The organism is Kitasatospora sp. NPDC059646, assembly GCF_042734615.1.
Lineage (GTDB): Bacteria > Actinomycetota > Actinomycetes > Streptomycetales > Streptomycetaceae > Kitasatospora.
On the sequence record NZ_JBHWDS010000017.1, the window covers coordinates 38,491 to 65,453 of the forward strand.

The following is a 26,963-nucleotide window of genomic DNA, read 5'->3' on the forward strand; positions in this document are numbered from 1 at the left end:
GTCACTTGCGCGGATTGGCCCGGCGGGTGGCTTCGGCGGTGGTCGGGTCCTCCGGCCAGGGATGGCGGGGGTAGCGGCCGCGCAGCTCGGCGCGGACGGCCCGGTAGCCCTCGCGCCAGAACGCGGCCAGGTCACCGGTGACGGCCGCCGGCCGGCCGGCGGGGGACAGCAGGTGGACGGTGAGCGGGGCGCGGCCGCCGGCCAGCGCCGGGGCGGCGTCCCAGCCGAACAGCTCCTGGAGCTTGACGGCGAGAACGGGCCGGTCGCCGGAGTAGTCGACCCGGACCCGGCTGCCGCTCGGCACGGTGATCCGCTCGGGGGCGAGCTCGTCCAGCCGCCCCGCCTCGCCGCTCGCCCACGGCAGCAGGCGCTGCAACGCGGCCGCGGTGTCGATCCGTTCCAGGTCGGCGCGGCGGCGGGCCCGGGAGAGCTCCGGCTCCAACCACTGCCCGGCGGCCGCCAGCAGCGCCGCGTCGCCGACGTCCGGCCACTCCCCGCCGAGGGTGCGGTGCAGGAACGCCAGACGCTCGCGCAGCCCCGCCGCGGCCGGCGGCCAGCTCAACAGGGCCGACATGCCCTCCCGTGCGAGTCCGGTCAGCAGCGCCTCGCGCACCAGTGCCGGATCCGGCGCGGTCAGCGGCGCCGCGGCCAGCTCGATCGCGCCGAGGGTCTCCACCCGACGGGCCGTCACCTCCCGCTGCCGGGCCGACCAGCCGACCTCCTCCCGCCCGTCCAGCAGCGGCGCGGCCGCCCGGCGGGCCGTCGCCTCGTCGATCGCGACCGCGCGCAGCACCCGCGCCGACGGCGACCCGGCGGGCCGGTCGGCCACCGCGATCGCCAGCCACCCGCCGGCCGGCAGCCGGGAGCCGCCCTGGAGTTGGGCCGCCGTCCCCGACGCCATCAGGTACGCGCCCTCCGCGCCGTCCCGCGCCCGGGCGACCCGCTCCGGGTACGCCAGCCCGACCACCAGCCCGGCGGCCGCCGCGTCCGACGGCCCGCCACCGCCGCCGGAGGGCTGCCCCACGGCGCGTTCCAGCCGGCGGGTCTCCTCCTTCCAGCGGCGCGCGTACGGGTCGGTGCCCTGCCTGACGGTGCGCCAGATCCCGGCGAGGTCGTCGCCGAGGGCGCGCGGCGGCTCCTCGGAGAGCAGCGCGACGAGTTCGGCGGCGCGCCGCGGGCCGACCGCGGCGGCGCCGTCGAGCAGCGCGCGGGCCAGCCGTGGGTGCAGCCCGGTGCGGGCGATCGCCCGGCCGCGCTCGGTGGGGCGGCCGTCGGCGTCGACCGCGTCCAGCGCGCGCAGCGTGCCGCGGGCGGCGGCCAGCGCACCGGCGGGCGGCGGGTCGGGCAGGGTGAGGCCGGTGGCGTCCGGGGCGCCCCAGCAGGCGGCCTGCAGGGCGAACGAGGTCAGGTCGGCGAGCGCGATCTCGGGCGTCGGGAAGCGGGCGGCGCGGGCGTCCTCCGCCTCCGCCCAGCACCGGTACACCGTGCCGGGGGCCTCGCGCCCGGCCCGCCCGGCGCGCTGCCGGGCCGCGGCCAGCGAGGTGCGGACGGTGACCAGCCCGGACAGGCCGCGGGCGTGGTCGGTGCGCGGCTCCCGGGTCAGCCCCGAGTCGACCACCACCCGCACGCCCGGCACCGTCAGCGAGGACTCGGCGACCGAGGTGCTCAGCACCACCCGCCGCCGCTCGCCGGGGCCCAGCGCCGCGTCCTGCACCGCCTGCGGCGCCTGCCCGTGCAGCTGCAGCACCTCGACGCCGTCCAACTGCGCGGCCACCCGGGCGATCTCGCCCACGCCCGGCAGGAAGCACAGCACGTCCCCGTCGCGTTCGGCCAGCGCCCGGCGCACCGTCGCCGCGACGTGCTCCAGCAGCGCCGGGTCGACCCGCGTCCCGTGCGGCGGCCGGACCGCGCCCGGCGGCGGCGCCCACACCGTCTCGACCGGGTGCGAGACGCCCTCGGCGGCCACCACCGGCGCCCCGCCCAGCAGTTCGGCCCAGGCGTCGGTGTCGGCGGTCGCGGAGGCCAGCAGCAGCCGCAGCTCGGGGCGGAGCGCGGCCCGGACGTCGAGCAGGAACGCCAGCGCGGTGTCCGCGTCCAAGTGCCGCTCGTGGCACTCGTCGAGGACCACCGCGTCCACGTCCGGCAGTTCGGGGTCGCGCTGCAGGCGCTGCAGCAGCACGCCGGTGGTGACCACCTCGACCCGGGTGTCCGGGCCGACCCGGCGCTCGCCGCGCACCGTGAACCCGACCGGTCCGCCGACCGGCTCGCCCAGCAGCCAGGACATCCGGCGCGCCGCGGCCCGCACCGCCAGCCGGCGCGGCTCGGCGACCAGCACCCGGCGCGGCGGCCCGGGAGCGGGGGGAGCGTCCAGCAGCCCCGCCAGGGCGAGCGGCACCAGGGTGGTCTTGCCGGTGCCGGGCGGCGCGGACAGCACGGCCGTGCCGTGCTCCTCCAGCGCCGCCGCGAGCGGTCCCAGCGCGGTGCGGACCGGCAGTTCGCGCCCCCCGGTGCGCACCGTCAGCCGTCCCGGCGGGCGACGAAGATCGCCGTCCCGGGGATGTGCCGGCCGCGCAGCGGGCTCCAGCCGCCCCACTCCTGCTCCAGGTGCTCCGGCCACTCCGGCTCGATCAGGTCGAGCAGCGTGAACCCGGCCCCGACCAGCTCCCGCACCCGGTCGCCCAGCGTCCGGTGGTGCTCGACGTAGGTCGCCACGCCGTGCTCGTCCTGCTCGACGTACGGGGTGCGGTCGAAGTACGAGGAGGACGCCGTCAGGCCCTCCTCGCCGGGCTCGTCCGGGAACGCCCAGCGGATCGGGTGCGTCACCGAGAACACCCACCGCCCGCCCGGCCGCAGCACCCGGTGCACCTCGCGCATCAGCCGCGCGGTGTCCGCGCTGAACGGCACCGCGCCGTACGCCGAGCACGCGTGGTCGAACGAGCCGTCCGCGAACGGCAGCACCGCGCCGTCCGCCTGCACCACCGCGACCGGCTCCAGGCCGCGGCCCAGGTCGATCCGCCGCGAGTGCTGCAACTGCCGGTACGAGATGTCCAGCGCGACCGGCCGGGCGCCCTGCGCCGCCAGCCAGCGCGAGCACTGGGCGGCGCCCGAGCCGATCTCCAGCACGGCCGCGCCCTTCAGCGCCGCCGGGTCGCCCAGCAGCCGCACCTCGGCCTCGTCCAGGCCCTCCGGGCACCAGGTGAACCGGTCGTCGCCGAGGAACTCGCCGTGCTCGTCCTGGTAGTCGTCCGCGTTCCGGTCCCACCAGTGCCGGCTGGCCCGGCTGGACTCCTCCTCGCCGGCCTCCCGCCGCAGCGTCTCGTCGCCGTCGTCGTCCTCGTCGGCATCGGTGTGGTAGGCGCTCGGGACGTCGTACCCGGCCGGGTCGTAGTCGCGGGGCTCGTCGGAACCGGGGGTGGTGGAGTGGGTCATGGAATCCGTCACGTAGGCTGTCGAATGCGGAAGCGCCGCTGCCGCGGAGCCGGTCCTGTACTCCCGTACGGAACCGGGTCGGGCCGTGGCATCCGGGGTAGGGCCGGTGTTCGAGCCGCCGCGAGGTGCGCCTTCGGAGGATATGGCCTGATCCGTCCCGGCCTCTACCGGTCTCGCCGACTTCGGCGTTGACCGTGCCCGGGTGTCCCCGTATGCTACAAGTTGCGCTGCGGGCCTGCGCGCCTCGGACGGAGCAGGTCGCGCTCGCATCTGTCGAAGACCCCACGGTCGTCAGACGGACACCGGGATTCCGATCGCTGGAATCGTTTCGGTGGCCGTTTTCTGGCCTGTACGGCTTTCGGTGGGAGCGATCAGGGCCCTCCGCGTGGCATTACTACGACTTCATGTCCGTACCGGAGCCCTTTTCCTAATGACGAGCCCCACCGACACCTCTGTCAGCACCACCCCGCAGGTTGCGGTCAACGACATCGGCGACGCGGACGCGTTCCTCGCCGCGATCGACGAGACCATCAAGTACTTCAACGACGGCGACATCGTTGAGGGCGTCATCGTGAAGGTCGACCGTGACGAGGTGCTCCTCGACATCGGTTACAAGACCGAGGGTGTCATCCCGTCCCGTGAGCTCTCGATCAAGCACGACGTCGACCCCCACGAGGTTGTTGCCGTCGGCGACAACATCGAGGCCCTGGTTCTCCAGAAGGAGGACAAGGAGGGTCGCCTGATCCTGTCCAAGAAGCGCGCCCAGTACGAGCGCGCCTGGGGCACGATCGAGAAGATCAAGGAAGAGGACGGCATCGTCACCGGTACCGTCATCGAGGTCGTCAAGGGTGGTCTCATCCTCGACATCGGCCTCCGCGGCTTCCTCCCGGCCTCGCTGGTCGAGATGCGTCGCGTCCGCGACCTCCAGCCCTACGTGGGCAAGGAGCTCGAGGCCAAGATCATCGAGCTGGACAAGAACCGCAACAACGTGGTCCTGTCCCGCCGCGCCTGGCTGGAGCAGACCCAGAGCGAGGTCCGCCAGACCTTCCTCACCACCCTGCAGAAGGGCCAGGTCCGCTCCGGCGTCGTCTCCTCGATCGTCAACTTCGGTGCGTTCGTGGACCTCGGCGGCGTCGACGGCCTGGTGCACGTCTCCGAGCTGTCCTGGAAGCACATCGACCACCCGAACGAGGTTGTCGAGGTCGGCCAGGAGGTCACCGTCGAGGTTCTCGACGTGGACATGGACCGCGAGCGCGTCTCCCTGTCGCTGAAGGCGACCCAGGAGGACCCGTGGCAGCAGTTCGCCCGCACGCACCAGATCTCGCAGGTCGTGCCGGGTAAGGTCACCAAGCTGGTTCCGTTCGGTGCGTTCGTCCGCGTGGACGAGGGCATCGAGGGCCTGGTCCACATCTCCGAGCTGGCCGAGCGCCACGTCGAGATCCCGGAGCAGGTCGTCCAGGTCGGCGACGAGATCTTCGTCAAGGTCATCGACATCGACCTCGAGCGTCGTCGCATCAGCCTCTCGCTGAAGCAGGCCAACGAGTCCCTCGGTGCCGACCCGGCGTCGGTCGAGTTCGACCCGACCCTGTACGGCATGGCCGCCTCCTACGACGACCAGGGCAACTACATCTACCCGGAGGGCTTCGACCCCGAGGCGAACGACTGGCTGCCCGGCTTCGAGAAGCAGCGCGAGGAGTGGGAGCGGCAGTACGCCGAGGCCCAGGCCCGCTTCGAGCAGCACCAGGCCCAGGTCATCAAGTCCCGCGAGGCGGACGCGGCTGCTGCCGCCGAGGCCGGCGAGGAGGCCCCGGTGTCCGGTGGCGGCTCGTACTCCTCCAGCAGCGACGAGGGCTCCGGCGCGCTTGCCTCCGACGAGGCGCTGGCTGCGCTCCGCGAGAAGCTGGCCGGTGGCCAGAGCTGAAGCTCTGCGCTTCGGCTGCTGAGTAGCTGACGCGAACAGGAACCCCCTGCCCAGGCATTCCCTGGGTGGGGGGTTCCTGTCTTTGCGCCCACCCGCCCACCCGAGCACCCGCCAGCAAGGGTGCGCTCCGCGCAGCTGGTGAGGGAGGGGGCGCATGCCACGCGCGGCTGGGGCTGGCTTTGCGGCTGCCCGGGGGTGGCCCGAGACAGGAGCGCTGCGCGTCGCGGGCGGTGAGGGGGGTGCTGCGCTGCGCGTGGCTGGGGCCGGCTTTGCGGCTGCCCGGGGGTTTGGCGAGGAGGGCGTGCTGCGTGGGGGGCTGGTGGGGAGGGGTGCGCGTTGCGTGTGGCTGGGGTCCCGAGCAGTCGCCGGCCGAGGGTGTGCTGCGCGCGGCCGGCCTTGCGAACCGCCTGCGGGCCTGGTCGGCGGGGGTGTGCTGCGCTGTGTGGGGCTGGCTCCGTGCTCTGCTCGCCCGAGGGTCTGGTGGGGGGCGTCTGGTGGCCTTGGGGCTGCCGATCTGGGGGAGGTGGGGAGCTTAAGTGGCGTTTATGTGAAGGGAATTGTGAGATGAGGCTCATCGTCCGGCTATAGGACGTTCGGGAAGTCGCGCATACCTTGGGGGCAGTTGTCCGAAAGGCGCCCCGCACATGCGAAGCTCTCGCTCCACCGCAGCAGCAGAGGTCCAGGTTTTCCAGGTTCGAGGGCGGTTGGCCGCGCTCGGGCGGGTGTGTTTCCGGCACCGGCGCTGGGTGTTGGGGTTCTGGGCGGTGGTGCTCGCGGTGGGGGTGCTGATCGGCGGGCGGGTGTTCGAGGGGTCGGTGGCGGGGACCGGCAACGGGGGGTCGGAGTCGGCGCGCGGTACGTCCGTGGTGCAGGCCGCGGATCCGGTGCAGGGCACCGTGACGGCGGTGGTGGACGGGCCTGCGGTGGCTGCCGGAGGCGTGAAGGCGGCCGTTCAGCAGGCGAGTTCGGACGTGGCGAAGCTGCCGGGCGTGCTCTCGGTGGCGGACACGTACTCGACCGGCGGGCAGTTGACCGCGGCGGACGGCAAGGCGTCGCTGGTGAGCGTGCGGATGGCGGACGGGTCGTCGGCCAAGCAGTTGAGCGCGGTGACGGACCGGCTGGAGCAGATCACCGCGGACGGCGCGCACACCGTGGTGGGCGGTGATCTGGTGCTGCAGCAGGAGGTGAAGGACCAGACCGCGAAGGACACCCGGTTCGGGGAGATCGTCACGCTGCCGCTCACCCTGATCGTGATGGTGCTGGTGTTCGGCGGGCTGGCCGCGGCGGGGCTGCCGGGCATCGGGGCGGTGGCCTCGGTGGGCGGGGCGCTGCTGGCGATGTTCGGTTTCAGCCGGATCATGGACATCGACACGTCCGTGCTGCCGATCGCTACGGTGCTGGGCCTGGGCCTCTCGATCGACTACGCGCTGCTGATGGTGAACCGGTTCCGGGAGGAGCGCGGCCACGGTGCGACGATCGCGCAGGCGGTGGAGCGGACGGCGGCGACGGCCGGCCGGACGGTGGCGTTCTCGGGGCTGACGGTCGCGGTGGCGCTGAGCGGCCTGTTCGTGTTCACCAGCCCGGTGTTCCGGGCGGTCGCGGCGGCGGGCGTGAGCGTGGTGGTGATCGCGGTCGCGGCGGCGCTGACGCTGGTGCCGGCGCTGCTGGGCTTCATGGGGCGCCGGATCAAGGCGCCGACCGCGCCCGTCCCGGACGAGGGGTTCTTCTCCCGGACGGTGCGCCGGGTGCAGCGGCGGGCGGTGCCGGTGATGCTGGCGTGCGTGGCGCTGCTGCTCGCGGCGGGCGCGCCGTTCCTGGGCTCGCACTTCCGCAACTCGGGTGCCGACGTGCTGCCGAAGAGCTTCGCGTCCCGGCAGGTCGCCGAGACCGTGCAGGAACGTTTCCCGCAGCAGTCCCCGGCCCCCGTGCAGGTGGTCGTGGCGGGCACCGCGCAGCAGGCGCAGAGCTACGCGGACACGGTGGTCGCGAAGCTGCCGGGGGTGTCCGGGGTGCGGGCCGTGACGCCCGTCTCGGACCGGGTGCAGACCGTGGACGTGCTGGTGAAGGGCGACCCGCAGGGCGCGGAGGCCAAGCGGGTGGTCGGCGAGCTGCGCGAGCACCGCGGCGGACTGGAGACGTACGTGACGGGCGACGCCGCGTCGCTGGTCGACTTCCAGCACGAGATCGGCTCGCGGGGGCCGTGGGCGCTGGGCCTGGTCGCGGCCGGGACGCTGGTGCTGCTGTTCATGATGACCGGGTCGGTGGTGCTGCCGGTCAAGGCGCTGCTGATGAACGTGCTGTCGCTGGGTGCGTCGCTCGGCGCGCTGACCCTGGTGTTCCAGCACGGCTACTTCAGCGGGCTGCTCGGTTTCACCCCGACCGGCGGCCTGGAGACGATCATCCCGGTGCTGGTGTTTGCCTTCGCGTTCGGCCTGTCGATGGACTACGAGGTGTTCCTGCTCTCCCGGATCAAGGAGCTGCACGACCAGGGCCACGGCTGCCTGCGGTCGGTGGAGCTGGGGCTGCAGCGCAGCGGCCGGATCATCACCTCGGCCGGCCTGCTGATGGTGATCGTGTTCGCCGGGTTCGCCGCCGGACAGATGCTGATGGTCAAACAGATGGGCGTCGCCCTGGCCGTGGCCGTCGCGGTCGACGCGACACTGGTCCGCACCCTGCTGGTGCCCGCCACGATGTCGCTGTTCGGCCGGCTCAACTGGTGGGCGCCCGCCCCGCTGCGCCGCCTGCACCGGGTCATCGGCCTCAGCGAGCACGTCGAACTGCCGCCGCTGACCCCGCCCGCCGTGCCCGCGCCGCGCGCGGCAGAGCCCCCCGCACTGGTGCCCGCGTCCTAGGCTTGGCCGCATGCGACTGACGAAGTTCGGCCATGCCTGCGTCCGGATCGAGCACGCCGAGGGGGCGGTGCTGATCGATCCCGGCATGTTCAGCGGCCCCGAGGTGGTGCGGGGCGTGAGCGCCCTGCTGATCACCCACGAGCACGCGGACCACTTCACCGAGCCGCAGGTGCGGGCGGCCGTGGCGGCGAACCCGGGGCTGCGGGTGTACACCAACCGGTCGGTGGCCCGGCAGTTGGAGGGGATCGGGGCGCGGGTCACGGTGGTCGGCGAGGGCGACGCCTTCGACCTGGACGGGCTGCCGGTGACGGTGCACGGCGAGTGGCACGCGGAGATCCACCCGGACATCGAGCGGATCCCCAACATCGGGTTCCTGCTCGGCGGCCGGGTGTTCCACCCGGGGGACGCGCTGACCGTCCCGCCGGACACCGTCGACACGCTGCTGCTGCCGCTCGGCGCGCCGTGGCTGCGGGTCGGCGAGCTGGTCGACTACCTGCGCGACGCCCGGCCCCGGCAGGCGGTGGCGATCCACGAGGCGACCCTCAGCGAGGCCGGACAGGCCGTCCACGGGCGGCTGCTCGGCCCGCAGGGCCCCGGCACCGGCGGCGTGGAGTACCGGATGCTCACCGCCGGCGAGTCGGTCGACCTGGTCTGACGGCCGGTCGGCACGGCGGCCGTGAAGGGGCGGCCGTCGAGCGTCCAGTGCGGGTCGGGGGCGATCTCCAGGGCCGCGTACACGTGCGCGGCGACGTCGGTGTGGTGCAGCGGGCCGACCGGGGCACCGGGGGCGATGCCGGGGCCGCAGGCGGCGATCCACGCGGTGCGCTCCAGGTCGCTGCGCCCGCCATGGCCGCCGGCGTCCACGTGCCCGTGGTCGGTGACCACGATGACCGTCCACTCCTCGGCGGCGTACGTGGAGCGCTCGCGCAGCGCGGCCAGCAGGCGGCCGAGGCGGACGTCGGCGGCCTCGACCGAACGGCGGTAGTCCTCGCCGCAGCCGCGGAAGTGCGCCGTCTCGTCGACCGCGCCGAGGTAGACGAAGGACGCCTGCGGGTCGTCGTCGGAGCGGGCGAGCACGTACTCGGCCTCGGCGGTGACCCGCTCGTCGCAGACCTCCCAGGCCTCCGGGGTGTCCTCCAGCGGCGCGATGTACGAGAGGCGGCCGGGGGCGTTGAACAGCGGGCCGCCGTCGCGGGCCAGGAACAGCGGCTCCCAGCCGCCGACCGCGAAGGTGCGGCGGCGGTGCTGCTTGGCCAGGCGGGTGGTGAAGTCCGGGAACACGTCGAGGCGGTGGCCGCCGAGGTGGTTGCCGAGCACGCCGTGCTTGGCGACGCCGACGCCGGTGACGATGGTCGCCCAGCACGGGCCGGACATGGTCGGGGTGGCGTCGTCCACCTCGACGGCGCCGAGGAAGCCGGCGGCGGCGACCGCGTCCAGGTGCGGGGTGTGCAGGCCGGGAAGCAGGTCGAGGCGGACGCCGTCGATGCCGACGACCAGGACCCGGCGCGGGCCGGCGGGCCAGTTGCTGGACACGGGTGGTGCTCCGATCGTTCGAGGGTGGCGAGGGTGTTCGATGCAGGTGTTCGGCACCCTAGCGGCCCGGGACGGTCCGTAGAGCTGTATGGACAACTTTTTTCGGGCGGCCCTTGAGGGGACGGTCCGAGAGTTCCCGTGGAGTTCGCCCCGCGTTCGCTCCGGGGCGGCTCCCGCCGACCGCCCCGGTACGGGCCGGTAACCTGACGGCATGCTGAGGATCGGACTGACGGGCGGCATCGGCGCGGGCAAGAGCGAGGTCTCCCGCCAACTGGCCGCGCTGGGCGCGGTGATCGTCGACTCGGACCTGATCGCCCGTGAGGTGGTCGCCCCAGGAACGCCCGGACTGGCCGCGGTGGCCGCCGAGTTCGGCCCCGGGGTGCTGCTCCCCGACGGCTCGCTCGACCGCCCCGCGCTCGGCCGGATCGTGTTCGGGGACCCGGCCCGGCTGGCCGCGCTGAACGCCATCGTTCACCCGCTGGTCCGGGCCCGCTCCGCCGAACTGGAGGCCGCCGCCGGCCCGGACGCGGTCGTCGTGCACGACGTCCCGCTGCTCGCCGAGAACGGACTCGCCCCGCTGTACGACCTGGTCGTGGTCGTCGACGTCCCCGACGCCGAGCGGCTGCGCCGGCTCACCGAGCTGCGCGGCATGCCCGAGGACGAGGCCCGGGCCCGGATGGCCGCCCAGGCCACCCGCGAGGACCGGCTCGCCGTCGCCGACCTGGTGCTCGACAACAGCGGCGACCTGGAGCAGCTCACCGCCCGGGTCCGCGAACTGTGGCAGCAGCTGGAGCAGCGCCGGGCCTGACCCCCGTCCGGGACGGCGCCCGGGACCGACCGGCGACCCGGCGGCCGCCGCGCGAGGGGCCGGGGGCGGCGGGATGCTGGAACGACGAGGGCGCGGCGGCAGGCCCGCCCGGGGTCCTGAGCTTGGGGGCCGGTCACGATGAGTTCCGGCAACGGGTGGGCGGCGCTGCCGTGCGGGCGGCGCCGCAAGTGGGTGGTCCTGGGGCTCTGGCTGGTGGTGCTGCTGGTCGCCGCGCCGCTGGCCGGGAAGCTGATGGGCGCCGAGGACAACCAGGCGTCCAGCTGGCTTCCCGCGAACGCCGAGTCCACGCAGGTGCTGGAGGCGCAGCGCCTGTTCCGGCCGGTGGACACCGCCGACGCCGTGGTGGTCTACCAGCGGGCGGGCGGCATCACCGTCGAGGACCACGCCAAGGCCGTCCGTGACGCCGAGGCGTTCACCGGCGCCCCGCACGTGGTCGCGCCGGTCGTCGGGCCGGTCGCCTCCGCGGACGGGCAGGCCCTGCAGACCGTGGTGCCCGTGCAGGTCGGCACCACCGGCTGGAACAACCTCGGCCCCGCCGTGGACAGCCTGCGCGCCACCGCCTCCGCCGGTGCACAGCCCGGCCTGGTCACGCACGTCACCGGGCCCGCCGGGATCGGCGCCGACCAGGCGAAGGCGTTCGCGGGCATCGACGGCACGCTGCTGTACTCGACCGTCACCGTGGTGATCGTGCTGCTGCTGCTCACCTACCGCAGCCCGGTGCTGTGGGTGCTGCCGCTGCTGTCCGCGGGCGCCGCGCTGGCGGTCGCCGAGGCGGTGATCTACCTGTTCGCGGCGCACGCCGGACTGACCGTCAACGGGCAGAGCGCCGGCATCCTGATCGTGCTGGTGCTCGGCGCGGGCACCGACTACGCGCTGCTGCTGACCGCCCGCTACCGGGAGGAGCTGCGGCGCCACGAGGACCGCCACGAGGCGATGGCCGCCGCCCTGCACCGGGCCGGGCCGGCGATCCTGGCGAGTTCGGCGACCGTCGCCGCGTCGATGCTGTGCCTGCTGATCGCCGACATGAACTCCACCAGGGGCCTCGGCCCGGTCTGCGCGATCGGCGTGGCCGTCGCGCTGCTGGCGATGCTCACCCTGCTGCCCGCGCTGCTGGTGGCGTTCGGACGCTGGGTGTTCTGGCCGGTGCGGCCCGGCTTCGGCACGCCCGAGCCGACCCGCACCGGACGGTGGGCGCGGATCGGCGCCTGGATCGCCCACCGCCCGCGCAAGGTGTGGATCGGCACCGCGCTGGCGCTGGCCGCCTGCACCGCCGGGCTGGTGTCGCTGAACGCGACCGGCCTGAGCACCGCCGGGACGTTCACCGGCACGCCCGACTCCGTCACCGGCCAGCAGGTGCTGGCGGCGCACTTCCCCGGCGGGACGGGCGCCCCGCTGACGGTGGTCGGCAATGCCGGGCCGCCGATGGACGCCGTCCGGCAGGCCGTCGCGGCCACCCCCGGCATCGCCGGGATCGGGCCCGCCGAGGTGCGCGGCGGGGAGGCGCTGTTCCCGGCGACGCTCACCGACGCGCCGGACAGCGCGGCCGCCCGGGCCACCGTCGACCGGGTCCGCGAAGCCGTGCACGCCGTGCCCGGCGCGGACGCGAAGGTCGGCGGCTCCAGCGCCGTGCTGCTGGACGCGGGGCGGGCCGCGACGCACGACAACCGGACGATCATTCCGCTGGTGCTGGGCGTGGTCCTGCTGATCCTCGCCGCCCTGCTGCGCGCCGTCGTGGCGCCGCTGGTGCTGATCGCCACCGTGGTGCTGTCGTACGCGGCGGCGCTCGGGATCAGCGCGTTCTTCTTCGCGCACGTCTTCCACTTCGAGGGCCAGGACCAGGCGTTCCCGCTGTTCGTCTTCGTGTTCCTGGTCGCGCTCGGCATCGACTACAACATCTTCCTGATGACCCGGGTCCGGGAGGAGTCCGCCCACCTCGGCACCCGCCGCGGCGCCGTCGCCGGCCTCGCCGCCACCGGCGGCGTCATCACCTCCGCCGGCCTGATCCTCGCCGCGACCTTCGCGGTCCTCGGCACGCTGCCGGTCGTGGGCTTCGCCGAGATCGGCTTCGCCGTCGCCCTCGGCGTCCTGCTCGACACCCTGGTGGTCCGCTCCGTCCTGGTCACCGCCCTCACCGCCGACCTCCGCCACCGCATGTGGTGGCCCAGCCGCCTCTTCCGCACCGCCCCCCGGGAGCCCGAGGGGGCGGCGGAGCTCTGAGCGCCCGCGTTCTCGACGGGTGCGGGGATTTCGACGAAGATTGCGGCATGTCCATGGCTGGGGGTGTGTCGGCGTGTCCGTCGTCTTCGTCAACTACCGCACCGGGGACGGCGATGCGGTCGCCGCGCTGCTGGAGCACGAGCTGTCGGCGAGGTTCGGGCCCGGGCAGGTGTTCCGGGCGAGCGACTCGATCCCGCCGGGCAGCCGCTTCCCCCGGGAACTGATCACCGCGGTGCGTCGGAGCCACGTCCTGCTCGCCGTGATCGGCCGCCGCTGGTTCGATCCGCGAGCGCGCCGGGACGGCCGGGACGGCGAGAGCCGGGTCGACTGGACCGGGCGGGAGATCGTCGAGGCGTTCGAGAGCGGCGCCGTGGTCGTCCCGGTGCTCACCGACGCCGTCCGACTCGACCGCGGCCGCCTGCCGGCGGAACTCGCCGAACTCGCCGACTGCCAGTACCGCCGGCTCGACCTGCGGAACTCGCGGGCGGACCTGGCCCGGATCGGGGACGACCTCGCGCAACTGGTGCCTGCACTGGCCAGGTCCGACTCCCGGCGGGCAGCGTCCGCGGATCGCCGCCGCAGGGCGGCGCGCGCGGACCGGCCGCGGATGCGGGACGGAGTCGGCGCGGTGGGCGGCGACCTGACCGGGACGGTGATCAACTCGCCGCACGGACCGGTCCACACGGGCAGTGGCGATCTGTACGTCGGCCCGCGGTTCAGCGGCGACGGGATGGGTGTCCAGTACGTCACCGGCGGCGAACTCCGGGTGTCCCGAACACAGTTCGGCGGAGTGTCCGGGCGCGAGAGCGACCGGGGCAGGTGACCGCTCCGGTCGGCACCCGGATCGACTCCGCCCACGGGCCGGTCCACACCGGCTCGGGCGACCAGCACAACCACATCCACCCGCCGGGCGGGCCGCCGTGCCCCCGCGAGCTGATCCGGATCGCGGCGGCCGATCGCCGCTGGCTCTGCCGGAGATTCGTGCGGCCCCGCAACCTGGGCCGGGCGGCCGAGCGACTGACCGAACCGGGGGCGACCGTGCTCCTGGGCGGCGAGGCCGGCGTCGGGCGGCGCGCCGCCGGCATCGTCCTGCTGCACGAACTGCCGGGGCGGGCAGGGGTCTTCGAGAACCTGCCGATCGGGCCGCGGGACGGCCGGCCGGACCACGGCCCCGACGACCGCCTGCTGCTGGACCTGTCGGCGGCGGCCGCGGACGACCGCCCGGCGGCGCTCGAAGCACTGGACGTCCACCGGTCCGCGGCGGAGCGCACCGGCGCCAGACTGGTCGTGGTCCTCTCGCCGGAGGTCGAGCGGGTGCTCGCGCCGGAACTCCGGCACCAGGCGGTCGAGCTCGGACGGCCCCGCGGCCGTGCCGTGCTGGCCCGGCACCTGCGGGCCGACGAGGTGCCGCACCGCCCGGAAGACCTGGAGCGTCCGGAACTCCCGCTCCTCGCGGAGCTGTTGGCGACCGCGCCGATGCGGGACATCGCCCGGCTGGCCAGGGCCGTCGGCGGGACCGGCGGACACGGCCGGCCCGGAGCGGCGTTCGCCGACCGGCTCGCCGCAGCGCTGGCGGAGGTCACCGACCACAGCGACGAAGTCGCCCGGCAGGTGGGGGAGGTGACCGACGTCCGGGCGCGCGCCCTGCTGCTCGCCGGCGCGATGCTCGAAGGCGCGCCGGTGGACGCCGTCGTCGCGGGAGCCGATCGGCTGCTCCGCCTCCTCGGCGGATCGCCGGGCGAGGAGTCCGCCCTGGCCGGCCCGGACCTGCGCGCCCGGTTCGAGGCGCTGCGGATGAGGCGGACCCGGGACGGCCGGACCGGGTTCGCGCAGTCGGCCTACGGCAGGGCGGTGCGGTCGCACTTCTGGACCTGGTTCCCCGGCCTGCGCGAGCACCTCCGGGACTGGACGGCCGAGGCGGTCCGGCTGCCGGGGCTCGGCCCCGCCGAACGCCGGGAGCTGGCGCTCCGCTTCGCCGAGCAGGCACGGGCGGCGGGGCGTCCGGACGACCTCCGGGTGCTGGCAGAGCAGTGGGGCGGACGGCTGCCGGCCGAGGCCGCCCTGCTGCGGGAGTACGGGCCGCCGGACGCGGTGACGGCCCGTCAGGGGCCGGTGGTGACGGGGAGGTCGGTTTCCGGGCGGCCCCAGTCGGACCAGGAGCCGTCGTAGACGGCGGGGGCGGGGTGGGTGGTGAGGTGGGCGGCGAAGGCGAGGATGCAGGCGGTGACGCCGGAGCCGCAGGTGGTGACGAGGCGGGGGCGGGCGGCGGTGGCGGCGGCGAGGCGGGCGCGGAGGTCGGGGAGGGGGAGGTAGCGGCCGTCGGGGGTGAGGAGTTCGGTGAAGGGCAGGCTGGTGGAGCCGGGAAGGTGGCCGCGGCGCAGGTGGGGGCGGGGTTCGGGGGCGGCGCCGGTGAAGCGCTCGTGCGAGCGGGCGTCCAGGACGGCGGTGTCGGGGTCGGCGAGGGCGGCGGCCACGGTGTCCCGGTCGACCAGCAGGCCGGGGCGCGGGCGGGCGGTGAAGTCGCCCGGGGAGTACGGGAGTTCGTCGGTGGTGACGGGGTGTCCGGCGGCCTGCCAGGCGGGCAGTCCGCCGTTCAGGACGGCGGCCCGGTCGAAGCCCATGGCGCGCAGCATCCACCAGGCGCGGGGGCTGGAGTAGATGCCCGCGGCGTCGTACACGACCACGGTGGAGCGGTCGTGGACGCCGAGGGCGCGCAGTTCGCGCTGGAAGTCGGCGGCCGACGGCATGGTGTGCGGCAGGTCGGAGGCGGGGTCGGAGAGCGCGCCGTCGAGGTCGAACGGGCGGGCGCCGGGAATGCGGTGGGCGGCGTGGCGGTGCGCGCCGACGCTCGCGTCCAGGACGACCAGGTCGGGGTCGGCGAGGCGGTCGGCCAGCCAGGAGGGGTCGACCAGGGGCGGCGGCAGTGCGGTCATGGCGGCGGCTCCGTCGGTGAGGGGAGTCCCATGATCGCACCGCCGCCGGGCGGTGCCGGGCGTCAGGGCTTGCGGGCGACGCCGGACCAGATGGCGACCTGGCCGTCGGTGTCCTGCGGGGCCTGGTCGGGCCGCCACAGCGGGGCGGTGACCAGGCCGGGGTCGAGCAGTTCCAGGCCGTCGAAGAAGCGCAGCACCTGCTCGCGGGTGCGCATGGTGAGCTGCGCGGTCGCGGCGCGGTACACGGCGGGGCCCTTCCCGGCCTCGGCCGGGTCGACGAAGTCGGCGGTGGCGTGCGAGAGCGCCAGGTAGCTGCCGGAGGGCAGGGCGTCGACCAGGGTGCGGACGATGGCGTACGGGTCGTCCGCGTCGTCGACGAAGTGCAGGATGGCGAACAGCAGCAGGGCCACCGGCCGGTCGAGGTCGAGCAGTTCGCGGACGGCGGGGTCGGCGAGGATCGCCTCGGGGTCGCGCAGGTCGGCCTGCAGGACGCCGACGCTGCCCGGCCGGGCACCGGCCAGCAGGGCCCGGCCGTGCACCAGCACGATCGGGTCGTTGTCCAGGTAGGCGACCCGGGCGGAGGGGGCGACGGACTGGGCGATCTCGTGGGTGTTGCCCGCCGAGGGGATGCCGGTGCCGATGTCGAGGAACTGGCGGACGCCCTGCTCGGCGAGGGTGCGGACGGCGCGCTGCAGGAAGGCGCGGTTGGCGAGCGCGCTGATCCGCACCAGCGGGCTGAGCGCGAGCACCTTCTCGGCGGCGGCCCGGTCGGCGGGGAAGTTGTCCTTGCCGCCGAGGTAGTAGTCGTACATCCGGGCCGGGTGCGGCACTTCGGGGCGCAGTTCGGCGGACGGCGGCGGAGTCTGTTCGCCGGACATCCAGTCGAGCGAGATCTCCTGATGATCGGTCATGTCCGGCCCCCCGTCGGTGGAACGCGCTTTCGGGGGCAGCATAGACGGCCGGGAAACCGGTTCGACGACGGATGGCCGAATCCGGTCGCCCGGCGGCGGGGCAAGGCTATCCCTCGGGTCCGACAGCGGGCTCGGGCCCGTCGTCCGGGTCGCGGGTGAGCAGGTAGCGGGCGCCCGGTCCGGCGGCGCCGGCGCGGTCGTCGGCGTTGTACAGCGCGCAGCGGCTCAGGGAGAGGCAGCCGCAGCCGATGCATCCCGTCAACTTGGCCTTCATCTGCTGGAGTTCGGCAATCTGCCGGTCGATGCGGTGCTGCCAGGCGCCGGCCACGGAGTGCCAGTCGCGGGGGGTGGGGGCGCGGTCGTCCGGGAGTCGGGCGAGGGCGGTGCGGACCTCGTCCAGGGAGAGGCCGACCTGCTGGGCGGCCCGGACGAAGGCGATCCGGCGCAGCGTGGAGCGGGCGTAGCGGCGCTGGTTTCCGGTGGTGCGCTCGGAGTGGATCAGGCCGAGGCTCTCGTAGTAGCGCAGCGCGGAGGTGGCGAGGCCGCTGCGCTCGGCGAGTTGGCCGATGGTGAGGCGGTCGTGCCGGGAGGGCGTCATGCCCCCGGAGCCTACCGCCGGTCGGTGCTTGACTTGAAGCGGGCTTGAAGTTGGATGCTCGTGGCCATGACGAGCGACGCAACGAGCACCCTCGGCAGCGCCCCCGCGCTCGGCCGGGACGACCTGCCGCACCTGATCTCGCTGATGACCGGCGACGAGAAGCACACGCCGGCCGCCACCTCCACCCTGGACGCCCTGTGGGTGCTGTACGACCGGGTGCTGAACGTCCGCCCGGAGACGGTGGACGCCCAGGACCGGGACCGGTTCCTGCTGTCCAAGGGCCACGGCCCGATGGCGTACTACGCGGTGCTGGCCGCGAAGGGCTTCTTCCCGGTGGAGCTGCTGCCGAGCTTCGGCGCGTACGACTCGCCGCTCGGCCACCACCCGGACCGGCTGCTGGTGCCCGGTGCGGAGATCGGCTCCGGCTCGCTGGGCCACGGGCTGCCGCTGGCGGTCGGCACGGCGTTGGGGCTGCGGGCGCAGGGCCTGGAGTCGCCGGCGGTGTGGGTGCTGATCGGTGACGCCGAGTTCGACGAGGGCAGCAACCACGAGGCGGTGGCCTTCGCCGGCGCGTACGGGCTGGAGCGGCTGCACGCCGTGGTGATCGACAACTCCTCGGCCACGCACGGCTGGAGCGGTGGCATCGCGGCCCGGTTCGCCGGTGAGGGCTGGTCGACGGCGACCGTGGACGGCCGCGACCACGAGGAGCTGTACCGGGCGTTCACCGCCCCGCACCCGGGCCGCCCGCACGTGGTGGTGGCCCGCGTCGAACCCAAGAACTGATCCCACGAACCGACCCCGAGAACCGACCCCGAGAACCGACCCAGAGAACGGCCGAGAGCGGAGACGACGCGCGATGACCACCGAAGAGTTGACGATGCGCGACCAGTTCGCGCTGACCACTGCCGAGCTGCTCGACCAGGACCCGCGCACCGCGCTGGTGCTCGCCGACATCGGCGCCGCGCAGTTCGCGGGGGCGGCCCGCGCCCACCCGGACCGGGTGGTGAACGTCGGCATCCGCGAGCAGCTGCTGATCGGGGCCGCGGGCGGGCTGGCGCTGACCGGGATGCGGCCGATCGCGCACACCTTCGCCAGCTTCCTGATCGAGCGCCCCTTCGAGCAGGTGAAGCTGGACCTGGTCCACCAGGGCGTCGGCGCGGTGCTGGTGAGCGCCGCCGGCTCCTACGACTGGCCGGCCGGCGGCCGCACCCACATGGCGCCCGGCGACGTCGCGCTGCTGGACACCCTCCCCGGCTGGCACGTGCACGTCCCCGGCCATCCCGCCGAGGCCGACCTGCTGCTGCGGCACGCCGTCGCGGCCGGCGACAGCCTGCAGTACGTGCGGCTGTCCGTCCAGCAGAACCGGGAGGCGCGGCCGGTCGTCCCGGGGCGGTTCCTGACGGTCCGTGAGGGCGGTCGCGGCGTGGTGCTCGCGGTCGGCCCGATGCTGGACGCGGTGCTGGAGGCCACCGAGACGCTCGACGTGACGGTGCTGTACGCGGCGACGGTGCGGCCGTTCGACGCGGCCGGCCTGCGGGCGGCGGTCGGCGACCGGGGCGACGTGGTGCTGGTCGAGCCGTACCTGGCCGGCACCTCGGAGCGCGAGGCGCACCGGGCGCTGGAGCAGCTGCCGCACCGCGTCCTCGGGCTGGGCGTGCCGGTGGCCGAGCACCGGCACTACGGGTCGCTGCCGGAGCACCTGGCGGCGTACGGCCTGGACGCGGCCCACCTGCACGGCCGGATCGCCTCGTTCCTGTGGTGACTCAGGCGGTCCGCAGCACCGCCACCGAGTCCGGCCCGAGCAGCGCCGCGCCGTTCGGGCCGGCCTGCACGTCGCCGAACGCGGCTTCCAGCGCTGCGAGTTCGCCCTCCAGCGGGACGGCGGCGGGCTGCTCGCCGCCGAGCCGGACGAGCACCCGGTAGCGGCCGCGGTGCACGGCCAGCCAGCCCGCCGCCGCGTCGTGGCGCACCCGCACGGCCGCCAGGTCGCCGTCCGCCAGCTCCGGGGCGGCGCGCCGCAGCCGGATCAGCGTCCGGTACCAGGCGAGGAGTTCGGCGTGCGGGGCGCGGCCGGGCTCGGACCAGTCCAGGGTGGAGGCCCGGACGGTGGCCGGGTCCTGCGGATCGGGGACGTCCTCGGCGCGCCAGCCGTGCTCGGCGAACTCCCGGCGGCGGCCCTGCCGGACGGCCTCGGCGAGCTGCGGATCGGTGTGGTCGGTGAAGTACTGCCACGGGGTGGACGCGCCCCACTCCTCGCCCATGAACAGCATCGGGGTGAAGGGGGAGGTGAGGACCAGCGCGGCGGCGGCGGCGAGCCGGCCGGGCGGCAGCGAGGCGGAGAGGCGGTCGCCGGTGGCCCGGTTGCCGACCTGGTCGTGGGTCTGCGCGTAGCCCAGCAGCCGGTGCCCGTACCCGGCGGGGAACGGGCGGCCGTGCGAGCGGCCCCGGAACGAGGACCAGCTACCGTCGTGGAAGTACCCCTGGGTGAGGGTCTTGGCGAGAGCCGCCCACGGGTCGGCGGCGAAGTCCGCGTAGTAGCCCTGTCCTTCGCCGGTCAGCAGCGCGTGCAGGGCGTGGTGGAAGTCGTCGCTCCACTGCGCGGTCAGGCCCAGGCCGCCGGCCGGGCGGGGCGCGGTGGTGCGCGGATCGTTCAGGTCGGATTCGGCGATCAGGAACAGCGGGCGGCCGGTCGCCTCCGCCAGTTTCTCGACCTCGGCGGCGAGTTCCTCCAGGAACGGCAGCGCCCGGTCGTCCGCCAGGGCGTGCACCGCGTCGAGCCGCAGCCCGTCGATCCGGTAGTCGCGCAGCCAGGCCAGCGCGCTGCCGATCAGGTACGCCCGCACCTCGTCCGAGCCCGGCGCGTCCAGGTTGACGGCGGAGCCCCACGGCGTGTGGTGCCGGTCGGTGAAGTACGGGCCGAAGGCGGGCAGGTGGTTGCCGGACGGGCCGAGGTGGTTGTGCACCACGTCGAGGATCACGCCGAGGCCGCGCAGGTGCGCCGCGTCGACGAAGCGCTTCAGCCCGTCGGGGCCGCCGTACGGCTCGTGCACCGCCCACGGCGAGACCCCGTCGTAGCCCCAGCCGTGGCGGCCGGGGAACGGGCACACCGGCATCAACTCGACGAAGTCGACGCCGAGTTCGACCAGGTGGTCGAGGCGGGCGGCGGCCGCGTCGAAGGTGCCGCCGGGGGTGAAGGTGCCCACGTGCAGCTCGTACACCACCGCGCCCGGCAGCGGGCGGCCCCGCCAGGCCGTCTCCGACCAGCGGAACGCGGTGTGGTCGACCGGGCGGCTGAGCCCGTCCGGGCCGGACGGCTGCCGGGGGGAGCGCGGATCGGGCAGCGCCGGGCGGCCGTCGATGCGGAAGCCGTAGTCGCCGTCGGGGCCGTCGCCGTGCCACCAGCCCGGGCGGGCCGGGTCGCGCTCCAGCAGGTAGGGGATCGCCCCGACCTCCACCTCGACCACCCTGGCCGCCGGCGCCCACACCCGGTACCGCATCATTCCCCCTCCACCAGCAGCGCCACCGGCAACTGCTGGAACAGATACGACAGTTCGACCGGCCCGCCGACGAAGTGACGGCCCGCCAGCCGGTCCGTCCAGTGGCCCGGCGGCAGCTCCAGCACGGTGCCCCGCCAGCCGCCCGCCCGGTGCAGCCCGTACGGCAGGCGGGTCGCCGCGGCGATCACCCGCTCGCCGCGGGCGAACGCCACCAGGTGCTCGGCGGCCGGGCCCGACCCGGACAGCGGCCGGTGGGCGCCCAGTCCGCCGGAGCGGCGCAGGTGCAGGGCGGTGGTGGTCAGGTGCAGCTTCTCCCTGGCCAGGTCGCCGGGGCGCGGCGCGGCGGCGTCGGTCAGGCGCACCGCCAGCGCGTCGAGGTCCACCGGCGCCCGGTTGTCCGGGTCGACCAGCGTGTACAGCGGCTCCTCGCCGCCCTGGAACACGTCCGGCACGCCCGGCACCAGCAGGTGCAGCAGCGCAGCCGACAGCGAGTTCACCCGGGCGAACGGCTCCAGCAGTCCGACGAACCCGGCGATCCGCGGGCACAGCCCGGGGTTGGCCAGCGCACCCCGCACGTACTGGGCGAGCCGCTGCTCGTACGCCTCGTCCTGCTCCGTCCACGAGGTGCGGCGCTTCGCCTCCCGGACCGACTTCAGCACCACGCCCAGCAGCCGTTCCTCGGACAGCGGCCACGCCGCCAGCAGGGTCTGCCACAGCAGCCACGCGGACGGCCGGTCCGGGCACGGGCCGGCCGCCACCGTCCACGCCGCGCACTCCGCCGCCCACGCCTCCGGCAGCTCGGCCAGCACGGCGAGCCGGGCCCGGGCGTCCGCGCTGCGCTTGGTGTCGTGCGTGGACAGCGCCGTCATGGCGTGCGGCCAGTCCCGCTCCTGCCGCTCGCACCAGCGGTGGAAGTCCGCCACCGGCACGCCGGGGCGCTCCGGCAGGCCGCCGACCTCGTTGAGCGACAGCAGCGCGTTGAAGCGGTAGAACGCGGTGTCCTCCACGCCCTTCGCCGCCACCGCCGAGGCGGTCTGGGCGAAGCGGTGGCAGAACTCGTCCTTCGCGGGGGAGCGGCCCAGCTCGCCGAGCGCCAGGCGGCGCACCAGCCGCTCGGTGTCCGACGCGCCGTCCGGCGGGGCGAGCGCCTCGACGGCGGCCGGCGGGGCGGGCTCGCCGGGCACCACGTACGGCCGGTACACCGGATACTCCGTCAGCAGGCCCTCCAGCGCCCGGCGCACCGCCAGCGGCGAGTGGTCGGCCAGCTCGGGGCCGTCCGCGCAGATCCGCCCGACCAGCCGTGCCAGCCGGTCGGTCTCGGCGGCCAGCTCGCCGTCCGGGGCGACCATCTCGGCGCGGCCGGTCCGCGCCGAGGCCGCGGCGTCCGCCGGGTCGGCGACGTCGCGGCGGTAGGCGGCGGCCAGCTGCTCGGCGCCCCGGTGGTCGGTCAGCACCCCGTCGATGCGGCGCAGCGCGTCGTAGCCGGTGGTGCCCGCGCACGGCCAGTCGGCGGGGAGCCGCTCGTCGCCGGTGAGGATCTTCTCCACCACGGTGTACGCGCCGCCGGTGGCCTCGGCGAGGCGCCGCAGGTAGCCGCGCGGGTCGGCGAGGCCGTCGGGGTGGTCGATCCGGAAGCCGTCCAGGACGCCTTCGCGGTGCAGCCGCAGCAGCACCGCGTGCGTCGCCTCGAACACCTCGGGGACTTCCATCCGCACCGCGATCAGCTCGTTGACGGTGAAGAACCGCCGGTAGTTGACCTGCTCGTCGGCGAGCTTCCACCAGGCCAGCCGGTACCACTGGCGGTCCAGCAGCTCCGGGAGCGGCAGGTGCGCGGTGCCGGGGCGCAGCGGGAAGGCGTGGTCGTGGTAGCGCAGCACCTCGCCGTCGACGGTGAGCCGGTCGAGCTCGGCGCCGAGCCGGTCGCCGAGCAGCGGCAGCAGCAGCCGGCCGCGCTCCGGGGCGTCGGCCGGGCCGGGCTGGGCCGTCCAGTCGATGTCGAACCAGGCCGCGTACGGGTCGTCGGGGCCGTTCGCCAGGACCTGCCACAGCGGCCGGTTCAGCTGTTCGGGGACGGGCAGCGCCATGTGGTTGGGCACCACGTCGGCGATCAGGCCGAGGCCGTGCCGCCGGGCCTCGGCGGCGAGTGCGCGCAGCGCGGGTTCGCCGCCCAGCTGTGCGGCGACCCGGCCGTGGTCGACGGTGTCGTAGCCGTGCGTGGAGCCGGGCACGGCCTCCAGCAGCGGCGACAGGTGCAGGTGGGAGACGCCGAGCGCCGCCAGGTACGGCACCGCCCGGCGGGCGTCGTGCAGGGTGAAGTCCGGCTGGAGCTGGAGCCGGTAGGTGGCGGTCGGGAAGCGGGCCGTCGAGGGGCGTGCGGCGGCTGACGTCATACCCGATCCCTACCCGGGCCGGTGGAGCGCTACCGCCCATTGCCCCGAACGGGCGTCCCTACGCCGGTCGCTGAAGGACCATCAGGGACCGGTCCAGCAGGTGCAGGGTGTCGCCGGCCTTGGCGCGCGGCCCGGTCCCGGGGGCGGGCAGGGCGGGCAGCGAGGTGTCGACGACGACCTGCCAGGCCTCGCCGTGCCCGGCCGGCACGGTGAAGGTGATCGGCTCCGAGTGGGCGTTGAACATCAGCAGGAACGAGTCGTCGACGATCTTGCCGCCGCGCCGGTCCGGCTCGGAGATGGCGTTGCCGTTCAGGAAGACCGTCAGCGACTTCGCGTACGAGGTCGACCAGTCCTTCTTGGTCATCTCCTCGCCGCCCGGGGTGAACCAGGCGATGTCGGTCAGCGCGTCGTGGGTGCCGGAGACCGGGCGGCCGTGGAAGAACCGGCGGCGGCGGAACACCGGGTGGTCGCGGCGCAGCCAGATCATGCCCTGGGTGAACTCCAGCAGCCGGCTGTCCGCCTGCTCGGAGCCCGGGCCGGGCCAGGCCAGCCAGGTCAGTTCGGAGTCCTGGCAGTAGGCGTTGTTGTTGCCGCGCTGGGTGCGGCCCAGCTCGTCGCCGTGCGAGAGCATCGGCACGCCCTGGGAGAGCATCAGGGTGGCGATGAAGTTGCGCTGCTGACGCGCCCTCAGGTCGAGCACCGCCGGGTCGGTGGTGTCGCCCTCCGCGCCGCAGTTCCAGGAGCGGTTGAAGGACTCGCCGTCGCGGTTGTCCTCCCGGTTGGCCTCGTTGTGCTTGTCGTTGTACGAGACCAGGTCGCGCAGCGTGAAGCCGTCGTGGCAGGTGACGAAGTTGATCGAGGCGATCGGGCGGCGGCCGTCGTCCTGGTACAGGTCGGAGGAGCCGGTCAGCCGGGAGCCGAACTCGGCCAGGGTGGCGGGCTCGCCGCGCCAGAAGTCGCGGACGGTGTCCCGGTACTTGCCGTTCCACTCCGTCCACAGCGGCGGGAAGTTGCCGACCTGGTAGCCGCCCTCGCCGAGGTCCCACGGCTCGGCGATCAGCTTGGCCTGGGAGACCACCGGGTCCTGCTGGACCAGGTCGAAGAACGAGGACAGCCGCTCCACCTCGTGGAACTGCCGGGCCAGTGTCGCCGCCAGGTCGAAGCGGAAGCCGTCCACGTGCATCTCGGTGACCCAGTACCGCAGCGAATCCATGATCATCTGGAGGACGTGCGGGGAGCGCATCAGCAGCGAGTTGCCGGTGCCGGTGGTGTCCTCGTAGAACCGCCGGTCCTTCGCCAGCCGGTAGTACGAGGCGTTGTCCAGGCCCCGGAAGGACAGCGTCGGACCGAGGTGGTTGCCCTCCGCGGTGTGGTTGTAGACCACGTCGAGGATCACCTCGATGCCGGCCGCGTGCAGCGCCTTCACCATCGACTTGAACTCCTGCACCTGCTGCCCGCCGTCCCCCGTCGAGGAGTACGAGGAGTGCGGCGCGAAGAAGCCGATCGTGTTGTAGCCCCAGTAGTTCGACAGGCCCAGGTCCCGCAGCCGGTGGTCGCGGACGAACTGGTGCACCGGCATCAGCTCGATCGCGGTCACGCCCAGCTTCGCCAGGTGCTCGATCACCGCCGGGTGCGCCAGGCCCGCGTACGTGCCGCGGATCTCCTCCGGGATGCCCGGGTGCAGCCTGGTCAGGCCCTTCACGTGCGCCTCGTACACCACCGTGCGGTGGTAGTCGGTGCGCGGCGGCCGGTCGGTGCCCCAGTCGAAGTACGGGTTGATCACCACCGAGTGCATGGTGTGCGGCGCCGAGTCCAGGTCGTTGCGGCGCTCCGGCGCGCCGAAGTGGTAGCCGTACACCGACTCGTCCCAGTCGATGTGCCCGCCCATCGCCTTCGCGTACGGGTCCAGCAGCAGCTTCGACGCGTTGTGCCGCAGGCCCAGCCCCGGCTGGTACGGGCCGTGCACCCGGAACCCGTACCGCTGGCCCGGCTGGACGCCCGGCAGGTACGCGTGCCGCACGAACGCGTCGGTCTCGCGCAGCTCGACCGCCGTCTCCGAACCGTCCTCGGCGATCAGGCAGAGCTCGATCCGGTCCGCGCTCTCCGAGAACACCGCGAAGTTCGTGCCCGCGCCGTCATAGGTGGCGCCGAGCGGGTAGGGCTGCCCCGGCCAGACCTGCATGTGTCCTCAACTTCCCACTGCCAAAACCGAAACGGCGCTCCTTCGGGTGGTCACCCGGTGGAGCGCCCGAGCACGTGCGGGCGTCGGTGGCGCGACGGGCATGACGCACAGCACACTCGCATCCTCCCCGCAGGTCGGCCGAACTCCGCGTCCATTCGTCCGTTGTTCGCCCGGACGGGTGCCCCCGGTGTCGGGCCGGACAGCCGGCCGCGACCGGGTGGTGACGGACCGTCGGACGCCGCCCCGCATGCTGTCAAGAGGGCTGTGTGACGGCCACCGGGGGCGATACCCTTGATCGTCCGGACCTCGAGAACCCCGGGCCCGTGCGGCGAACGACCAGGGCCGTCATGGAGGACCGAGTCAGCGGACGACCCGTCAGCCGGTGGGCGGCGGGCGAGAGGTGAGGTAGCGGATGGGGTACCCCGCCGGCGGCGACGGACACGACCCGCGGGCCGGCAGCAGCGAAGCCCCGACGCTGGTCGTCCGCACCGGCGGCGGACGCGGACCGCTGCCCCCGCAGGGCGGCCCCGCCGAAGGCATGCCGCCCGCCTGGGCCGCCGAGCAGTGGGACGACGCCTACCGCCGGGTCCGGCTGGCCGGCCGCGCCTACGTCTGGCTCAACCTGGTCGAGCAGCGGATGCGGGCCCTCGTCGACGAGGTGCTGCGCCCCGTCTACGCGCCCGCGCACGGCGAGGAGTGGGTGACCGCCGCCGCCGGACCGGTCGGCGAGGAGTGGGTGCACCGGGCCGCCGCCGTCCGCGAGGTCTCCCGCCGCAAGGGCTACCTGCTCGACCCGGTCGACGACGACCCGCTGGTCTTCCTCACCCTGCCGCAGCTGCGCGAACTGATGGTCCAGCACTGGCCGCTGTTCGAACCGCACCTGGTGGACCGCCGGGAGATCGAGCTCGCCCTGGACGAACTGGAGGTCGCCCGGCACGTGGTCTCCCGCAACCGGGCGCTGACGCAGACCGTCCTCGACCAGACCGAGCGGGCCGCCGCCCGGCTGCTCGCCCTGCTCGACGGCGCGCACGGCGGCGTGCCCGCCGACGTGGTCGAGGCGCTGGTGGCCGGCCGCTTCGCCGACGTGGTCGCCGTCCACCCCGACCGGGTCCGGCTCCAGCGCGACCTGCCCGTCGAGGACCTGCTCGACGGCGCCCGCCGGCTCGACGCCGTCGGCATCGGCCTCGGCATGCTCTGCCAGAACTACACCGGCAAGCGGCTGGTCCGGCTCGCCGCCGACGGCTGCCGGGTCCGGCTGCTGTTCCTCAACCCGGCGAGCAGCGCCGTCCGCCGCCGCGAACGCGAACTCGGCATCGGGCGCGGCGAGTTGGGGCGCTCCGTGGAGATGAACATCATGCACGTGCGGCGGGTCCGGGCCCGGCTGCGCGACCCCGGCAGCTTCGAGATCCGGGTGTTCGACGAACTGCCCCGGTTCACCGCCTACCTGGTCGAGGGCCAGCGGACCACCGGCGCCGGCGGCCGGCGCCGCTCCAGCGACCTCGGCGTCGTCCAGCCCTACCTGCGCAGGGCCCGCGGCATCGAATCGCCCGCCCTGGTGCTGCGCGGCGGCGCCGGACAGGAGGCCGGCGGCACCGAACCCGGCCTGCTCGAGGTCTACCGGGAGGAGTTCGAGGACCTCTGGGGAGACTCCCGGGCGGTGTCCTGACCAGC

Annotated in this window: 18 protein-coding genes and 1 pseudogene; 10 read left to right on the forward strand and 9 right to left on the reverse strand. The window is 74.6% G+C overall.

Annotated elements, in window-relative coordinates; all coding sequences use genetic code 11:
• Position 1 precedes the first annotated feature (1 nt).
• Together hrpB and ACFV1L_RS14715 are read right to left on the reverse strand one after the other, a co-directional pair.
• Positions 2-2,515, reverse strand: a complete 2,514-nt coding sequence (gene hrpB / locus ACFV1L_RS14710) for an ATP-dependent helicase HrpB (protein ID WP_380365860.1) — start codon at positions 2,513-2,515, stop codon at positions 2-4.
• A 2-nt stretch (positions 2,516-2,517) separates the two neighbouring features.
• Positions 2,518-3,429, reverse strand: coding sequence for a class I SAM-dependent methyltransferase (locus ACFV1L_RS14715; RefSeq protein ID WP_380365862.1), 912 nt, complete (start codon positions 3,427-3,429; stop codon positions 2,518-2,520).
• 430 nt (positions 3,430-3,859) lie between these two features.
• Between ACFV1L_RS14715 and rpsA the strand changes: the two genes are divergently transcribed.
• The 3 genes from rpsA (at position 3,860) to ACFV1L_RS14730 (ending at position 8,857) form a co-directional block, all read left to right on the forward strand.
• Entirely contained in the window at positions 3,860-5,350 is a 1,491-nt protein-coding gene (gene rpsA, locus ACFV1L_RS14720) for a 30S ribosomal protein S1 (RefSeq protein ID WP_035861395.1), read from the forward strand.
• 746 nt (positions 5,351-6,096) lie between these two features.
• Positions 6,097-8,202: an MMPL family transporter gene (locus ACFV1L_RS14725; RefSeq protein WP_380365863.1), complete on the forward strand. Its 2,106-nt coding sequence runs from the start codon at positions 6,097-6,099 to the stop codon at positions 8,200-8,202.
• A gap of 10 nt (positions 8,203-8,212) precedes the next feature.
• Positions 8,213-8,857, forward strand: coding sequence for an MBL fold metallo-hydrolase (locus ACFV1L_RS14730; RefSeq protein WP_380365865.1), 645 nt, complete (start codon positions 8,213-8,215; stop codon positions 8,855-8,857).
• Between the two features lie 212 nt (positions 8,858-9,069).
• Here ACFV1L_RS14730 and ACFV1L_RS14735 read toward each other — a convergent pair.
• Positions 9,070-9,975, reverse strand: a pseudogene (locus tag ACFV1L_RS14735) (alkaline phosphatase family protein); the annotation flags it as partial.
• On the opposite strand from ACFV1L_RS14735, the gene coaE reads away from it, so the two are divergent.
• The 4 genes from coaE (at position 9,947) to ACFV1L_RS14755 (ending at position 14,950) form a co-directional block, all read left to right on the forward strand.
• Positions 9,947-10,543: a dephospho-CoA kinase gene (coaE, locus tag ACFV1L_RS14740; protein WP_380365867.1), complete on the forward strand. Its 597-nt coding sequence runs from the start codon at positions 9,947-9,949 to the stop codon at positions 10,541-10,543. The pseudogene ACFV1L_RS14735 and the gene coaE sit on opposite strands and share 29 nt — an antisense overlap.
• Positions 10,544-10,681: 138 nt before the next feature.
• Positions 10,682-12,781: an MMPL family transporter gene (locus ACFV1L_RS14745; protein WP_380365869.1), complete on the forward strand. Its 2,100-nt coding sequence runs from the start codon at positions 10,682-10,684 to the stop codon at positions 12,779-12,781.
• A 73-nt stretch (positions 12,782-12,854) separates the two neighbouring features.
• Positions 12,855-13,604 carry a toll/interleukin-1 receptor domain-containing protein gene (locus ACFV1L_RS14750; protein ID WP_380365871.1) on the forward strand — a complete coding sequence of 250 codons (750 nt, stop codon included), beginning with the start codon at positions 12,855-12,857 and terminating at the stop codon, positions 13,602-13,604.
• Entirely contained in the window at positions 13,601-14,950 is a 1,350-nt protein-coding gene (locus ACFV1L_RS14755) for a hypothetical protein (RefSeq protein ID WP_380365872.1), read from the forward strand. Before ACFV1L_RS14750 ends, ACFV1L_RS14755 begins: the two co-directional genes overlap by 4 nt.
• Here the strand turns inward: ACFV1L_RS14755 and ACFV1L_RS14760 are convergent.
• The 3 genes from ACFV1L_RS14760 to soxR all read right to left on the reverse strand — a co-directional run bounded on the left by ACFV1L_RS14760 (position 14,884) and on the right by soxR (position 17,223).
• On the reverse strand, positions 14,884-15,714 hold the full coding sequence (locus ACFV1L_RS14760) for a sulfurtransferase (RefSeq protein ID WP_380365874.1): 831 nt from the start codon (positions 15,712-15,714) through the stop codon (positions 14,884-14,886). The two genes, ACFV1L_RS14755 and ACFV1L_RS14760, sit on opposite strands and share 67 nt — an antisense overlap.
• Before the next feature lie 62 nt (positions 15,715-15,776).
• Positions 15,777-16,625 (reverse strand): SAM-dependent methyltransferase, encoded by an 849-nt coding sequence (locus ACFV1L_RS14765; RefSeq protein WP_380365876.1) that lies wholly within the window; start codon positions 16,623-16,625, stop codon positions 15,777-15,779.
• Positions 16,626-16,731: 106 nt separating this feature from the next.
• Positions 16,732-17,223, reverse strand: a complete 492-nt coding sequence (soxR, locus tag ACFV1L_RS14770; protein ID WP_380365877.1) for a redox-sensitive transcriptional activator SoxR — start codon at positions 17,221-17,223, stop codon at positions 16,732-16,734.
• A gap of 66 nt (positions 17,224-17,289) precedes the next feature.
• On the opposite strand from soxR, the gene ACFV1L_RS14775 reads away from it, so the two are divergent.
• Positions 17,290-18,006, forward strand: a complete 717-nt coding sequence (locus ACFV1L_RS14775) for a transketolase (protein WP_380365879.1) — start codon at positions 17,290-17,292, stop codon at positions 18,004-18,006.
• Positions 18,007-18,079: 73 nt separating this feature from the next.
• A complete protein-coding gene (locus tag ACFV1L_RS14780; protein ID WP_380365880.1) occupies positions 18,080-18,985 on the forward strand; it encodes a transketolase family protein in 906 nt (301 codons plus the stop codon).
• 1 nt (position 18,986) lies between these two features.
• On the opposite strand, the gene treZ is transcribed toward ACFV1L_RS14780, so the two are convergent.
• Genes treZ through glgX form a run of 3 tightly spaced genes read right to left on the reverse strand, consistent with a single transcriptional unit; the run spans position 18,987 to position 25,292 of the window.
• Positions 18,987-20,720 carry a malto-oligosyltrehalose trehalohydrolase gene (treZ, locus tag ACFV1L_RS14785; protein WP_380366003.1) on the reverse strand — a complete coding sequence of 578 codons (1,734 nt, stop codon included), beginning with the start codon at positions 20,718-20,720 and terminating at the stop codon, positions 18,987-18,989.
• On the reverse strand, positions 20,720-23,110 hold the full coding sequence (gene treY / locus ACFV1L_RS14790) for a malto-oligosyltrehalose synthase (protein ID WP_380365882.1): 2,391 nt from the start codon (positions 23,108-23,110) through the stop codon (positions 20,720-20,722). The genes treZ and treY overlap by 1 nt, the downstream gene beginning before the upstream one ends.
• A gap of 58 nt (positions 23,111-23,168) precedes the next feature.
• Complete coding sequence (gene glgX / locus ACFV1L_RS14795; protein WP_380365883.1) at positions 23,169-25,292, reverse strand: glycogen debranching protein GlgX; 2,124 nt, start codon at positions 25,290-25,292, stop codon at positions 23,169-23,171.
• Between the two features lie 412 nt (positions 25,293-25,704).
• Between glgX and ACFV1L_RS14800 the strand changes: the two genes are divergently transcribed.
• On the forward strand, positions 25,705-26,958 hold the full coding sequence (locus ACFV1L_RS14800; protein ID WP_380365885.1) for an SAV2148 family HEPN domain-containing protein: 1,254 nt from the start codon (positions 25,705-25,707) through the stop codon (positions 26,956-26,958).
• The last annotated feature ends 5 nt before the right edge of the window (positions 26,959-26,963 follow it).

Coding starts and splice junctions, on each gene's coding strand:
- treZ (WP_380366003.1), bottom strand. CDS start 20,720: ATGCGGTACCGGGTGTGGGCGCCGGCGGCCAGGGTGGTCGAGGTGGAG.
- soxR (WP_380365877.1), bottom strand. CDS start 17,223: ATGACGCCCTCCCGGCACGACCGCCTCACCATCGGCCAACTCGCCGAG.
- ACFV1L_RS14760 (WP_380365874.1), bottom strand. CDS start 15,714: ATGACCGCACTGCCGCCGCCCCTGGTCGACCCCTCCTGGCTGGCCGAC.
- ACFV1L_RS14715 (WP_380365862.1), bottom strand. CDS start 3,429: ATGACCCACTCCACCACCCCCGGTTCCGACGAGCCCCGCGACTACGAC.
- glgX (WP_380365883.1), bottom strand. CDS start 25,292: ATGCAGGTCTGGCCGGGGCAGCCCTACCCGCTCGGCGCCACCTATGAC.
- rpsA (WP_035861395.1), top strand. CDS start 3,860: ATGACGAGCCCCACCGACACCTCTGTCAGCACCACCCCGCAGGTTGCG.
- ACFV1L_RS14800 (WP_380365885.1), top strand. CDS start 25,705: ATGGGGTACCCCGCCGGCGGCGACGGACACGACCCGCGGGCCGGCAGC.
- ACFV1L_RS14765 (WP_380365876.1), bottom strand. CDS start 16,625: ATGACCGATCATCAGGAGATCTCGCTCGACTGGATGTCCGGCGAACAG.
- coaE (WP_380365867.1), top strand. CDS start 9,947: ATGCTGAGGATCGGACTGACGGGCGGCATCGGCGCGGGCAAGAGCGAG.
- treY (WP_380365882.1), bottom strand. CDS start 23,110: ATGACGTCAGCCGCCGCACGCCCCTCGACGGCCCGCTTCCCGACCGCC.
- ACFV1L_RS14780 (WP_380365880.1), top strand. CDS start 18,080: ATGACCACCGAAGAGTTGACGATGCGCGACCAGTTCGCGCTGACCACT.
- ACFV1L_RS14730 (WP_380365865.1), top strand. CDS start 8,213: ATGCGACTGACGAAGTTCGGCCATGCCTGCGTCCGGATCGAGCACGCC.
- ACFV1L_RS14745 (WP_380365869.1), top strand. CDS start 10,682: ATGAGTTCCGGCAACGGGTGGGCGGCGCTGCCGTGCGGGCGGCGCCGC.
- ACFV1L_RS14775 (WP_380365879.1), top strand. CDS start 17,290: ATGACGAGCGACGCAACGAGCACCCTCGGCAGCGCCCCCGCGCTCGGC.